We start from the raw sequence: 13420 nt of genomic DNA on the forward strand, positions 1-13420 counted from the left end.
GAGCGGGGAGATATCTGGCCGTCCGCGGGGAATCCGCTGGCCATCAGTGGGGCCCTATATGGCCGCCTATGGGGAGCTTTTCATGGCCGCCGTCACTGGACGAGGGCACCTCGTCCTACGACGAGCCGTCCGGGGGCGAGGGCGAGGGGGAACGGCGCGTCCCGTAGGCGCGGTTCAGGACGGGCGGAACTGCGCGGAACATGACCGGAAGCTACTTCCGCCGGTCGTTCCGCCTGGTCACAAGGGCCGTCGGGTGGTCGAATCGCAGGCAGCGGTTCGACCACCCGATTCCCCCGTCACCCCGGGAGAGGCATGCCCCTTCTGCCCCAGCACCGCAAGCTCGCCGTCGGGGCCCTGGCCCTGGCCACCTTCGCGATCTCCTGCAGCTCCGCCGCGGCCAGTAACTCCGCTGCGACCGGCAAGGTCCTGTGGACCCCGAGCACCGCCAAGGGACCGTCGTCCTTCCTCGGCGTCCAGTGCGCAGCCCCGAGCAGCTTCGGCGTCGTCAAGGACCCGGTGAAGGGGAGCGTGTGGAAGGCGTTCCAGGCCGCGAACCAGGAACGCTGCGAGACGGTCGGCCCGGACCTGAAGGAGGGCGACACGTTCTACCTGGGCTGGTCGTCCAAGGTGGAGATCGGCGATGACCAGAGCCGGTACGTCTTCCAGCTCAAGTGCTCGCCCAGCGAGGGCACGGCGAACCACCCGATCGAAATCGACATCACCACCGGGCGGGTGCGGCTGCAGGAGTGGGACACCGAGCACGTGGCGCACCCGCTGTGGACGGCGCCGGTGCAGAACGGCGAGTGGCACGCGTACGCCCTGAAGATCCACCTGGGGCGCAGCGACGGGACGATCGACTTCTGGTTCGACGGCAAGAAGCAGACGCTCAGCGGCGGTTCGGGGACGTTCAAGGGCACGACGTGGGACGGTGACCGGAACTACCTCAAGTGGGGCTCCTACCACCCGAACCCGGGCGAGGCGACGAACACCTTCACCAGCCCGGTGATGGCCACCACCCTGGAGACGGCCACCGCCGGCTCGTAGAGGCGAAAGAAGGAGACGAGGACAGGCCCGGACCGCAGGCAATGCGGTCCGGGCCTGAAGTACCTCAGATGTCGCCGAACTCCCCGCTGCGGACGGCGACGACGAACGACTCCCAAGCTTCGGCAGCGAAGATCAGGGCCGGTCCATCGGGGTCCTTCGAGTCACGAACGGGCATCAGTCCCTGGAAGTCGAACGCCACCTCAACGCACTGTCCGCCGTTGCCGCTGTAGCTGCTCTTGCTCCAGGAAGCACCCGTCAGGTCAACGTTCTCGCTCATGCTGGAGAGTCCCTTCGCGCCTTGCTGATCTTTGCGAGCGATGCCGTCTGCGACAGCGCTTCCACCTGGAGCAGATCGTATTCCCTCGCCCAAGCGGACACGATTGCCCGGTCGTTCTCCAGGTAGCCACGTTGATGCGTCTCGGTGTACCCGAGCGAGGCGCCGTCGCCGAGATCGAGAATCGACATGGACCGCATGAACGGGCGAAGTGCGCCCAACTCGAACGGCGCAACCTGGACCACATAGTTGGACCGCTGGGCCAACATCTCCAGATGTGCCAGCTGTTGAGACATCACAGCCCCACCACCGCCAACCACGGTCCGTAGACAGCTCTCGTCAAGGATCACATGGATCAGCGGAGCAGGGTCTCTGTTGATTCGTTCTTGTCGATTCAGAAGGAGCCGGACCCGTTCGGCTCCTTGCTCAGCTGTGACACTGCCTCGCGCAACAGCACCGGCCTCCAGGGCCTCAGCGTAACCGCGAGTCTGCACCAGGCCAGGGATGATGCCCAGCTCGAAGAGCCGGATGACCCTGGCCTCCCGTTCCTTGGCTGCGTACTCCGGGTAGCCCGGCAGGAAAGACGACCCTCTGAGACTCCAGTACGTCAGTTCTAGCGTGTCACCGGTAGCAAGGACCTTGTCAGCAGCACGGACCCACTCAAGCGTGGGATTGCGCGTCCCTCTTTCGAGGTTCGAAATCTGACTATCACTCAACTGTGTGCGCTCCCCCAGCTGTGTTTGCGTCAAGCCCGCCGCCTTGCGCAGCCTGCGCAGTTGGGCTCCAAACGCCTTGAGGGGCGAAGCCGATGGATCCAGCTGAGACTCACGCACCGTCATTCCTCCACTGCTGCGCGAATTCCACATGAGGAAACTGTCAAGTGGGAAAGCCTTCCGATCGTAGCGAGTGAAGCGCCACCATGGCTACACCCGGTGATTTTCCGGACGCACAACGCTATCTACGGAGACCCCATGCCTGACGTGCAGAACTCCCCCCATCCCTTCCAACTCCACGAAGTCGTCCGGGACTTCAGCTATCTGGAGGACGGGAAGCCGCGCGAAGGGGTCTTCGTCGAAGTGCTCCTCGGAACGGCGGTTCTCCGGCCCCTCGGGGCGACCGGGCCCGAGTGGCGGGTCGCCCCTGCCTTCCTCCAGTCCCTCAACCCCCGGGAGAGCGCGCCGGGCACCTGTGGGAAGCCGCGTCGCCGGCCGCTGTAGCCAGCCCCCTTCGAACCCCTCACACCTGGAGCAGAGTTGAGCAGGACCCGTCTCATGAGCCGTCCTCCCGCCCGGCGATCGGGCCAGCAGGTCTTCGTCCTCCTCGAAGACCCCAACCGGGTGGACGACTTCTCCGTCCTCCTCGTCGACCCCGTCCACCGCGAGGGCCTGACCCTGCCCGGTGGCAGCGCCGAGCAGGACGAACTCCCCCACCTCGCGGCGCGCCGCCACCTCGAAACGGAGACCGGGCTCGTCCTGGGCCTGCGCACGGTCCTGACCATCGACTACGTGCCCGCCGCCGAGTTCCCCGAGGGCGTCGACTTCGTCTACGCGGGCGGGATGCTCACGCCCGCGCAGGCCGAGACCGTCCGCCGCCACCAGCCGCCGGCCGACATCCGCGGCCTCCACTGGGTGCCCCAGTCCAAGCTGCGCGAGGTCATGGCCGACGACCAGTACCGGCGCGTCGACGACGCCTGGGACGCCTGGGAGCACGGCGCCGGCCTCCCGCTCCTCATCCAGGGCGTCCCGGTCCCGGTGGGCTGACCGGCGCGGCGCAAAAGGATTGACATCGGTTCGTGTGCTCCACGGAGCTTCTGCTCCGTTTCAGATGATCTTCAACCGTGGAGCCGATATGACCGTACGTGGATCCAGACTGCTGGCGGCCGTGGCCGTGACCGGAGTCTCCTGGCCGCCCCGGCCGCCACCGCGGCCGCCGACACGAACCAGCCGCAGCCGATCGACCGCTGGAAGTTCGCCCAGGCCTCCGGCAGCCCGCTGAGCTCGCCGGACGAGGGCTCCGCCCACGCGGCCGCCGTCCTCGGCAACGGCGCCTCGGTCAGCCCGGAGGAGCCCCTCCTCCCGGCCCCCGGCTTCCTGCGGCTCGACGGCGCCACCGGCTACGCCGAGGCCGCCGCCGCTCCCCTGCACGCCGACCGGAGCTTCACCCTCACCACCTGGGCCAACAGCAGCGACCCCACCCGGGACATGACGGTGCTCTCCCAGGGCACCGGCACCACCAGCTCCGTCGCCCTGCGCTGGCACTACCTGGGCGTCGACCCGTACGGCGGCGGCCCCATGGGCGAGTGGCAGGCCACGGTCGCCGACTCCGACAGCCCCACCGCCGCCCGCACCACCGTCGCCCACACCTCGAACGTCCCGGTGCTGGAGAACTGGACCCACCTGGCGCTGGTCTACGACGCCGACGCCTCCCGGCTCACCCTGTACGCCGACGGGCAGCGCGAGAACCAGTCCTGCGAGCCCGACGCGAGCTTCTGCACCCCGCACGTCTCCTCCGCCCCGAGCGTGCGACCCTTCGACGCGGGAGCGGGCCTGGAGTTCGGCCGGGCGCGCACCGACGGCGCCTGGGGCGAGTACTTCGCCGGTTCGCTGGACGACGTCTGGGTGCACCAGGGCGTCCTGAGCGAGACCCGGATCGCCCAGCTCGCCGACTACAACGCCGAGTTGGACACCCCCACCGCCCCCTGACCCCGCCGTTTCTGGACTTGTGGGTCCATTTTCGGCTGCCTACCGTGCTGGACGTTCCCTCCCGAACGAACCCGCACAGGAAGGCGGTCACCCATGCACGCGATCCTCATCGAGGAGCACGGCGGCCCCGAGGTCATGCGCTGGACCGAGCTGCCCGACCCCGTCCCCGGCCCCGGCGAGGCGCTGGTGCGCCTGGGCGCGGCAGGCGTCAACTACATGGACGTCGGCGCCCGTTCGCAGGGCGCCGGCGGCTGGGCGGCCCCCACGGTGCTGGGCGCCGAGGGCATGGGCCGCGTCGTCGCCCTCGGCCCCGGGGTGGCGAACCTGGCCGTCGGCGACCGGGTCGCCTGGTTCTACCACCCGGGCAGCTACGCCGAGTTGCTCGCGATCCCGACCACCTCCCTGGTGAAGGTCCCCGACCGTATCGACGACGAGACGGCCGCCGGTCTGCTGATGCAGGGCCTGACCGCCAACCACCTGAGCACCGAGACCTACCCCGTCGGCCCGGGCGACACCGCCGTGGTGCACGCGGCGGCCGGCGGGGTGGGCCAGCTGCTCACCCAGCTGGTCAAGGCCCGCGGCGGAACCGTGATCGGCCTGGTCTCGCGCGAGGAGAAGGCCGCCGCCGCGAAGCAGGCCGGCGCCGACCACGTCCTGGTGCACTCCGGCCCGGGCTTCGAGGAGCAGGTCCGCGAGCTGACCGGCGGCCGCGGGGCCGACGTCGTCTACGACGGCGGCGGCGCCGACACCTTCGCCTCCTCCCAGCTGGCCCTGCGCCCGCACGGCGTGCACGCCTACTACGGACCGTTCATGGGCGTGCCCACCCTGCGCCCCACCGACCTGCCGAACAGCATCCTGCTGACCTATCCGGTGGTGCACCACCACGTCCCCACCCGCGAGGCCCTGCTGCGGCGCAGCGCAGAGGTGTTCGACCTGGTCCTGGAGGGGCGGCTGACCCAGCGGATCGGCGGCCGCTACCCGCTGGCGGAGGCGGGCCGGGCGCACGCGGACCTGGAATCCCGGCGGACGACCGGCAAGCTGGTGCTGCTGCCCTGAGCGCAGGGCGGCGCGACCGTAGGAGCACGACTTCGCAGGGAGGGCACGTGACGCTGACCCGCAAGGGCGCCGCGACCAGGCGGCGCATCGTCGAGGGCGCGGCCGGGCAGATCCGTGAGGAGGGCGTGTTCGCGCTGCGGCTGGAGGACGTGATGGCGCGCACGGCGACCAGCAAGAGCCAGCTGTTCCACTACTTCCCCGGCGGCAAGGACGAGTTGCTGCTGGCCGTGGCGCGGCACGAGGCGCAGCGGGTGCTGGAGGACCAGCAGCCGGAGCTGGGTGCCCTGACCTCGTGGGAGGCGTGGCTGCGGTGGCGGGACAAGGTGGTGGCCCGTTACCGCGCGCAGGGGGTGAACTGTCCGCTGCACACGGCGCTGTCGCGGCTGGGGTCGACGACGGGTGCGGCGCGGGCGGTGGCGGCGGGGTTGCTGGAGCAGTGGCAGGGGGAGCTGGCCGCGGGCATCCGCCACTTGCAGGGCAGTGGCGAGGGTGGGGTGGGGCTGGATGCCGAGCGGGAGGCGGCGGCGTTGCTGGCGGGGGTGCAGGGCGGGGTGCTGATCCTGCTGACCACGGGTTCCACCGTCCACCTGGAGGCGGCCCTGGACTCGGGCCTGGCGAGGTTGCGCGAGGCGCGGCCCGTCTCCTGACCCGGACGCGTTGGTCTGGACCAGGAGTCGAAACTGTGGCTCTCGCCACGCCCGCGGGAGCCCGTCGTGAGAAGGCTCACCCGCGGCGGGGGATCGCGGTGGCAGAGGGCGACGACGCCTACGAGCACTGGGCAGGCCTTGGTTCGGCACGGGCGAAGGCCCTGTCCGTTTCGGGACCAAGGTCATCGGTCCGGTTGACCTTGGACCTGGTGGTGGCACGTGTGTACCCGGGCAACCGTGGACGGTCGCCCGGTGTGATCGGGCGCAGGCGCCGTCCAGCGTGGCGGCGTCGTTCCCTGCCGTCTACCCGGCGCACGGGCGCGAAACGCGGCCGTACGCTCCGGAGGACCCCAGACAGATGTCCCAGACCATCGACAACGCCCCGTATACCGCCTTCCACCGCAGGCTGGCGCTCGCCTGTTCCGGTGGGCCGCTGCTGGACGGCTACATCCTGAGCATCGTCGGCGTCGCCCTGATCGGGATGCGCCCCGACCTGGGCCTGTCCACCGCGCAGGTCAGCCTGATCGGCGCGGCCGCCCTGGTGGGCATGTTCGTCGGCGGCGCCCTGTTCGGCGTGCTGACCGACAAGATCGGCCGGGAGGTGATGTACACCGCCGACCTGCTGGTGATGGTCGCCTGCTCGGTGCTCTCCTTCTGGGTCGACTCGGTGTGGGCGATCGCCGTGCTGCGCTTCGTGCTCGGCATGGCGGTGGCCGCCGACTACCCGATCGCCACCTCCCTGCTCGCCGAGTGGCTGCCCGCCAAGCACCGCGGGCGGCTGCTCGGCCAGCAGATCGTCGCCTGGTACGCCGGCTCGGTGCTCGCCTACGTGGTGGGCTACCTGTTCCTGGAGCTGGCCGGGCCGGGCAGCTGGCGGTGGATGCTGGCCAGTTCCACCGTGCTGTGCGTGGTGTTCCTGGTGATCCGGCGCGGCTCGCCGGAGTCGCCGCGCTGGCTGGCCGCCAACGGGCGGGTGGGCGACGCGGTGCGCGTGGTGGAGAAGCACCTCGGGGTGCGGGTGGACGGCCGTGAGCTGATGCCCGACCCGGCCGAACGCGCCCGGCGCAGCAGCGGGCTGCGGCTGCTGATGACCCCGCCGTACCGGCGCCGCACGCTGTTCTGCGGGCTGTTCTTCCTGTGCCAGGTGGGTCCGCTGTTCGCGATGCTGACCTTCGGCCCGCAGATCCTGTCCTCCTTCGGCATACCCGGCGGCACCGTGATGGAGACCCTGGGCACCGGGCTGATCAGCCTGGTCTTCCTGCTGGGCTGCTACCCGGCGCTGCGCCTGGTCGACACCAGGGGCCGGCGCCCCGTCATCATCTGGTCGTTCGCGCTGATGACCGTCCCGCTGGCGCTGCTGGGCGTGTGGCCCACCGCGCCGGCCGCCGTGGCGCTGACGGCGCTGTGCGCGTACGCGTTCCTGTGCGGCGGGCCGAACGTGCTCGACTGGACCTACCCGAACGAGCTGTTCCCGACCGAGATCCGGGCCACGGCGGTGGGGGTTGCGACCTCGGTGAGCCGGATCGGCGCGGCGGTGGGCACCTACCTGCTGCCGCTGTCGCTGACCGGGCTGGGCACCGGGCCGACCATGCTGATCGCCGCCGGGACGACGGCGCTGGGGCTGCTGGTGTGCGTGCTGTGGGCGGAGGAGACCCGCGGCACCGCGCTGGGCGCCGCCCCGGCCGCCGGCCGTACCTCTGCGGCCGAGGCGCCGGCCGTCCCGGCGCGGCGCGTGCCGCAGACGGCGCGCGGCTGACGGCTGCTGCGTGGCGGCGGCGCCGTCCGGGATGCCTCCCGGGCGGCGCCGCCGTCGTTGCTCACCGGTGGTCGTCCTTCGTGTCGTCGACGCCGTTCAGGCGGTTCAGGACGGCCCGGAAGACCCACCGGTCGAGGTACCCCGAGTAGAGGGAGTGGGGTGGGAGGGGATCGTCGCGTTCGACGCCGGGGGGGCAGTCCGCCGGTGGCGGGCGCGAGTTCGCGTTCGTCGCGGAAGGCGAGGGCGGACCAGTACTCGGCGGCCAGCGGCGCGGCGGCCACGCCCGGGGGCGTGGGCCAGGGCTCGCCGGTCTGGGGGTGGCGCGGGACGACGGCGATGTCCGGGAGGGGACGGGGCAGCGGTCGGCCCGGTCCGGCCAGGGCCGCGCGCCGGGCCGGGCGGGCCTGCGGGGGCGGGAGTTGGTGGAGGAGTCCGCGGAAGGCCCGGGTGAGCGGGCCGGGGGCGAGGGCGAGGGGCGCGCCGTCGGCGGCGGAGACCAGGTGGGCCAGGGTCACGGCGGCTTCCACGTCCCAGCGGATGCTCCGGCTCCCGTCCGCCTCCACCAGGGCGGCGGCGCGCCACCGGCCGGCGACCGACGCCCAGTCGGCGACCGGGCGGGGCGGACCCGCGGGGACTCGGCGCACCGCGTCCGGTTCCAGCCAGGTGGCCTGCCACGCGGAGCACTCGTCGATCCGGGCCGCCACCGGGTGGCCGCAGCCCGCGCAGGCGAGGTTCGGTCCGCCGTAGCCGTCGAGGCCGCAGCAGTTGCCTTCGTTGCGCCCGGGGATCAGGCGGGTGCCGACGGCGTCGCCCGGGGCCAGTAGCACCGACCCCTCGTTCTCGCCCTCGTCGGCGGAGTCGAGCAGGTCGATGCCGAGGGCGTAGGTCCCGGACTCCATCAGGACGGGCATGGCCACGCCGTTGCCGTAGGGGATGCCGGCGTAGACGGGGAACGGGACCCGCGACAGCGGCCCGGTCAGCGCGGTGCCGCACCCCCTGCACTCGAAGACCTCCACGCCCGCCCGCTCCCCCTTCGTCCGCACCGTCGGCAGGCGAGTATCGCGGTCCGGGCGGACACGGGCCAACGGTTTTGCGGGGCGCGTCGGCGTGTCCGTGGTGCGCCGGGCCCGGGCGGCTTTGTCAAGCCCGCACCGCGGCCGGCCGATCGGCAGTAACCTCGGCTCTCTGCAACGACGGGCCCGGCAGGGCGAATTGGAGGCGGCGGGTGGCCGAGCGGAAGGCCGGGGGCGGCGAGGGGGCCGGGCGGGACGACGGGCCGCTGCACGAGCGCGAGGCCGAACTGCGGTCGGCGGCCCAGGCGATCGGGGCGCTGACCCGGCCGGCCGGCACCGGGGTCGGGGAGCTGCTGCTCTACACCGGAGCGGCCGGACTGGGCAAGACCGCGATGCTGACCGAGGTTCGGCGGGCGGCGAGGCACGCGGGCTGCACGGTGCTGTTCGCCCGGGGCGGCCAGCGGCAGTGCCACGAGCCGTTCCACGTGGTGCGCCAGCTGGTGCGGCCGGTGCTGTCGGCCCTGTCCGACGACGAGCGGGCGCGGGTCTTCGGCCCGTGGGAGGACGTCGTCGGCCCCGCGGCCGGCCTGCGGCCGCCCGGCGGGCAGCTCGACCCGCAAGGGGTCCGCGACGGGCTGGACTTCGTCGTGACCCGCCTGGTGCAGCTGCGTTCGCCGCTGGCCGTGCTGGTCGACGACCTGCACTGGGCCGACCCGGAGTCGCTCGGCTGGCTGGCCGGCTTCGCGCTCCGGGCCCGGGAGCTGCCGGCCCTGCTGGTGCTCGCCTGCCGCGACGAGTTCCCCGACGACGCGCTGGCGCTGCAACGCGGCCTCGCCGACCGGGCCGACCGCCGGCACGAACTGCGCCCGCTCCAGCCCGCCTCGGTCGCGCACCTGGTCCGCGCGGCCCTGGGCGCGCAGGCCGAGGACGCCTTCTGCCGCCACGTGTGGGCGGTCACCGCCGGGAACCCGTACGAGACCGCCGCCCTGCTGCGCGAGGTGGCCGACCAGCGCCTCGACCCGGTCGAGGAGAGCACCGGGTTGCTGCGCGAGATCGCCGCCACCGCCCGCGGGATGACGCTGCGCCACTGGCTGGACCGGCTCGGACCCACCGCGCTGCGCTTCGCCTGGGCGGCGTCGCTCCTGGACACCGACATCCGCCCCGACCTCGCCGCCGCCATCTGCGCCCAGGGGCCCGAGACCGCCGCCCAGTCCGTCCGGGAGCTGCGCCGGCACCGGGTGCTGACCGTCACACCGGCGGGCCGGCTGGAGTTCGTCCACCCGCTGATCGCCACCTCGGTCTACCAGTCCATGCCGCCGGCCACCCGGACCGGGATGCACGGGGTCGCCGCCGTCGAGGTCGAGAACGCCGGCCTCGGCCTGCCGGCGGCCTCCCGGCACATGCTGGAGATCCTGCCCGAAGGGGACGGCTTCATCGTCGACAAGCTGCGCCGGGCGGCCCGTGAGCACCTGGCCATCGGCGCGCCCGAGGCCGCGCAGCGCTGCCTGCGCCGCGCCCTCAGCGAGCCGCCCGCCGACGAGGACCGCGCCTCGGTGCTCTACGAGCTCGGCTGTTCGGCGCTGCTCACCGACCCGGCGACCACGGTCAACCAGCTGCGCCTGGCGCTCGCCGACCCGTACGGACTGGACCCCGGGCTGCGGGTGGACGCGACCTTCCGCCTCGCCCAGGCCCTGGCCCACAGCAACCGGCTCGGCGAGGCCGCCGCGCTGTGCGCCGAGGAGGCCTCGCGCACCCCGCCCGGCCCGGGGCGGATGCGCCTGGAGGTCGCCCACTTCATGTTCGCCGCCTTCCAGTCCGAGGACGCGGACGGCCCCGGGCGCTCCCGGCGCCTGGCGCAGTTCCACCGGACGCTGGACGCGGTCGGCCTGGCCTTCACCGACGCCGGCGCGGACGCGGCGGCCCCGGGCGGGGCCGTGTTCGAGCAGGACGGTCTGGCCCACGCGGTGGCCGTGCTGCGCTGCTGGGACCTCACGCTGCGCGGCGTCGACCGCGCGCGGGCGCTCGCACTGGCCGACTCCGCGCTGCCGCAGGGCCGGCTGCCGCGCAGCCTCGGCTGGACCAACACCACCTGGGGCTTCGAGCTGCCCGGCATCCTGGGCATCAGCTACCTGTACGCCGACCGGGTCGACCGGGCGGAGGAGCTGTTCACCGAGGCGGTGCGCGCCTACGAGGTCGCCGGGTGGAGCGGCGGCCACCTGGGCTTCGCCTACCTGCTGACCGGCATGCTGCGGTTCCGCTGCGGCGCGCTGGCGGAGGCCGAGGACTACCTGCGCCGGGCGCTGCGCACGGCCGGGCGGATCGGCCCGGGCACCCCGCTGCACTGGGACGCGGTGGGGGCGCTGGCCGAGACCCTGGCGGCGCGCGGCCGCCTGGAGGAGGCCCTGGAGCTCGCGCGCGAGCACGCCTTCGGTCCGCCGTACCCGACCGTGATGGTGCTGCCCGACGCTCCCACGCTGTACGGGCGCCTGCTGCTGGCGGCGGGCGACGCGGCGGGCGCGGCCGAGGTGCTGACGGCCGCCGGCGCGGCCCTGGACGCGCGCGGGTGGCGCAACACGGTGTGGGCGCCGTGGCTGGGGCACCTGGCGCGGGCGGTGGCCCCGTCCGAGCCGCAGCGGGCCCGCGAGCTGGCCGGGGAGGCGGTGCGCCGGGCCCGGCAGTCGGGCACGGACTCGGCCGTCGGCAGCGCGCTGCGGCTGTGCGCCGCGGTGCACGAGGGGCCTCGCGCGGCCGAGCTGCTGGCGCAGGCGGTGCGGCACCTGGAGCGCTCGCCGGCCCGCTACGAGCACGCGATGGCGCTGGTCGACCTCGGCGGGGCGCTGGGCCCGGCTCCGGAGGCCCGTGCCGCGCTCGCCCGGGGGCTGGAGCTGGCCGTCGAGTGCGGCGCCGACGGTCTGGCGGACCGCGCCCGCGGCCTCCTGGAGGCGGGGGCCGGGGCGGGCGGCTGAGGCGGGGGCGGTCAGACGGACAGGGCCGCTCGGCCGGGCACGCGGCGCAGCGCCCGGCCCAGGGTCAGGCCGCCGGGCCCGACCGCGGCGATCAGCAGGAAGGCCCAGCAGAACATCACCGCGGGTTCGCCGCCGTTCTGGATGGGCCACAGGCCGTGCTCCTGGTGGACGGTGAAGTAGGCGTAGGCCATCGACCCGGAGCACAGGAGCGCGGCCGGGCGCACCGCCAGGCCCACGAGGACCAGGGCGCCGCCGGCCAGCTGGACGGCGGCCGCCCACCAGCCGGGCCACTGCCCGAACCCGGGTGCTTTGCCGTGCGTACCGCCCAGGACGCCGAAGATGGTGGCCGCGCCGTGGCAGGCGAACAGCAGGGAGGCCACGATGCGGAACAGCCCCAGGACCAGGGGGCGGGTGCGTTCGGCGAGCGGCGAGGGGTCGACGGTCATCGGGGAGCTCCTCGGTCAGGTGGGGGTGGTGGCGGGGCCGGGTACGGGTGTGCGCGCCGGTGTCGGGGCCGTGCGGGGTCCTCTCCGGCCGCGGTTGACGCGGCGGCGCCAATTCTGACTCCGTGTCACATCGGGCGGCAGGAGCGGGGAGCTCTGAGGTTCCTCTGAGTTCCTGGGCGGCCGGCGCCGAGGGGGCCGTCCACCGCCGGGGCGGCCCGCCGGCGGTGCCCTCGGGAAAATATGCGGCTCTTGCAACTTAATGAGTGCACAACTATTGTTTAAGCGCATAGACTTCATTCGCAACAAGCCGCGTCCGCCGCGCCGACGGGCGCGGCGGACCGAGCCGGGAGCCCGCCATGAGCGCCACCACCCTCTTCACCCCGTACACCCTGCGGGAAGTGACCGTCCCCAACCGGGTCTGGATGCCGCCGATGTGCCAGTACAGCGCGGCGCCGGCCGGGGACGCGGCCGGGGTGCCCACGGACTGGCACTACACCCACCTCGCGGCGCGGGCCGCGGGCGGTACCGGGCTGATCATCGTGGAGGCCACCGCGGTCAGCCCCGAGGGGCGCATCAGCCCGTACGACCTCGGGCTGTGGAACGACACCCAGCTGGAGGCGTTCCGCCGGATCACCTCCTTCCTCAAGGAGCAGGGCACCGTCCCGGCCGTCCAGCTGGGCCACGCCGGGCGCAAGGCCTCCACCGAGCGGCCGTGGGTCGAGCGCGGGCGTGCCCTGGCCCCCGAGGAGGAGCACGGCTGGGTGCCGGTGGGCCCCAGCGCCGTGGCCTTCTCCCCTGACCACACCACGCCCGACGAGCTGACGGTCGATCAGATCCGTGTGGTCGTCGGCGCGTTCGCCGACGCCGCCCGGCGTGCGCTGGAGGCGGGCTTCCAGGCCGTCGAACTCCACGGCGCCCACGGCTACCTGATCCACCAGTTCCTCTCCCCGCAGAGCAACCACCGCACCGACGCCTACGGCGGCTCCTTCGAGGGCCGCGTCCGCTTCGCCCTGGAGGTCGTCGACGCGGTGCGCGCGGTGTGGCCCGAGGAGCTGCCCCTGTTCTTCCGCGTCTCGGCGACCGACTGGCTCACCGAGAACCCGCAGGACGGCCGCGAGGGCTGGACCAGCGAGGACACCGTGCGCCTGGCCAAGGAGCTCCAGGCGCACGGCGTGGACCTGCTGGACGTCTCCACCGGCGGCCTCGTGCCCGACGCCCGGATCGAGGCCGCGCCCGGCTTCCAGGTGCCCTTCGCCGAGGCGGTGCGCAACGAGGCCGGGCTGCCGGTGGCGGCCGTCGGCCTGATCACCGACCCCGCCCAGGCCCAGGACATCCTGGCCACCGGGCGGGCCGACGCCGTCCTGATCGGCCGCGAGCTGCTGCGCAACCCGTTCTGGGCCCGCCACGCGGCCGGCGCGCTGGGCGGCGAGGTCCACTCCCCCGTCCAGTACCACCGCGCCTGAGCACGGGCGGGGGCCCGGGCGGGGGCCCGGGCGGCCGCGCCGCAGGTCAGCTG

At 73.4% G+C, this 13420-nt stretch carries 12 protein-coding genes; 9 read left to right on the forward strand and 3 right to left on the reverse strand.

All coding sequences use genetic code 11. The annotated features are described in order from the left end of the window. Positions 1–312: 312 nt before the first annotated feature. Positions 313–1044, forward strand: coding sequence for a heparin lyase I family protein (locus tag ACFV1W_RS38160; protein WP_380421899.1), 732 nt, complete (start codon positions 313–315; stop codon positions 1042–1044). 64 nt (positions 1045–1108) lie between these two features. Here ACFV1W_RS38160 and ACFV1W_RS38165 read toward each other — a convergent pair whose 3' ends face one another. Continuing rightward, positions 1109–1321 (reverse strand): DUF397 domain-containing protein, encoded by a 213-nt coding sequence (locus tag ACFV1W_RS38165; RefSeq protein ID WP_380421900.1) that lies wholly within the window; start codon positions 1319–1321, stop codon positions 1109–1111. Further along, complete coding sequence (locus ACFV1W_RS38170; RefSeq protein WP_380421901.1) at positions 1318–2151, reverse strand: helix-turn-helix domain-containing protein; 834 nt, start codon at positions 2149–2151, stop codon at positions 1318–1320. Before ACFV1W_RS38170 ends, ACFV1W_RS38165 begins: the two co-directional genes overlap by 4 nt. Before the next feature lie 138 nt (positions 2152–2289). Between ACFV1W_RS38170 and ACFV1W_RS38175 the strand changes: the two genes are divergently transcribed. From ACFV1W_RS38175 to ACFV1W_RS38205, 7 genes are all read left to right on the forward strand, one after another. Next, entirely contained in the window at positions 2290–2535 is a 246-nt protein-coding gene (locus ACFV1W_RS38175) for a hypothetical protein (protein WP_380421903.1), read from the forward strand. Between the two features lie 54 nt (positions 2536–2589). After that, a complete protein-coding gene (locus tag ACFV1W_RS38180) occupies positions 2590–3078 on the forward strand; it encodes an NUDIX domain-containing protein (RefSeq protein WP_380421905.1) in 489 nt (162 codons plus the stop codon). A gap of 330 nt (positions 3079–3408) precedes the next feature. Further along, the gene (locus ACFV1W_RS38185; protein WP_380421915.1) at positions 3409–4020 is read left to right on the forward strand and encodes a LamG-like jellyroll fold domain-containing protein; all 612 of its coding nucleotides are present in this window, start codon (positions 3409–3411) and stop codon (positions 4018–4020) included. A gap of 93 nt (positions 4021–4113) precedes the next feature. Continuing rightward, a complete protein-coding gene (locus ACFV1W_RS38190) occupies positions 4114–5076 on the forward strand; it encodes a quinone oxidoreductase family protein (RefSeq protein WP_380421906.1) in 963 nt (320 codons plus the stop codon). Between the two features lie 47 nt (positions 5077–5123). Next, complete coding sequence (locus tag ACFV1W_RS38195; RefSeq protein WP_380421908.1) at positions 5124–5723, forward strand: TetR/AcrR family transcriptional regulator; 600 nt, start codon at positions 5124–5126, stop codon at positions 5721–5723. Between the two features lie 358 nt (positions 5724–6081). Further along, complete coding sequence (locus tag ACFV1W_RS38200; protein WP_380421910.1) at positions 6082–7479, forward strand: MFS transporter; 1398 nt, start codon at positions 6082–6084, stop codon at positions 7477–7479. A gap of 1225 nt (positions 7480–8704) precedes the next feature. Further along, the gene (locus tag ACFV1W_RS38205; RefSeq protein ID WP_380421911.1) at positions 8705–11458 is read left to right on the forward strand and encodes an ATP-binding protein; all 2754 of its coding nucleotides are present in this window, start codon (positions 8705–8707) and stop codon (positions 11456–11458) included. 11 nt (positions 11459–11469) lie between these two features. Here the strand turns inward: ACFV1W_RS38205 and ACFV1W_RS38210 are convergent, their stop codons facing one another. Continuing rightward, complete coding sequence (locus ACFV1W_RS38210) at positions 11470–11904, reverse strand: DoxX family protein (RefSeq protein WP_380421912.1); 435 nt, start codon at positions 11902–11904, stop codon at positions 11470–11472. Positions 11905–12260: 356 nt separating this feature from the next. Between ACFV1W_RS38210 and ACFV1W_RS38215 the strand changes: the two genes are divergently transcribed. Then, positions 12261–13367, forward strand: coding sequence for an NADH:flavin oxidoreductase/NADH oxidase (locus ACFV1W_RS38215; protein ID WP_380421913.1), 1107 nt, complete (start codon positions 12261–12263; stop codon positions 13365–13367). Positions 13368–13420: the final 53 nt, after the last annotated feature.

This window comes from Kitasatospora sp. NPDC059648 (genome assembly GCF_042734825.1).
GTDB lineage: Bacteria > Actinomycetota > Actinomycetes > Streptomycetales > Streptomycetaceae > Kitasatospora.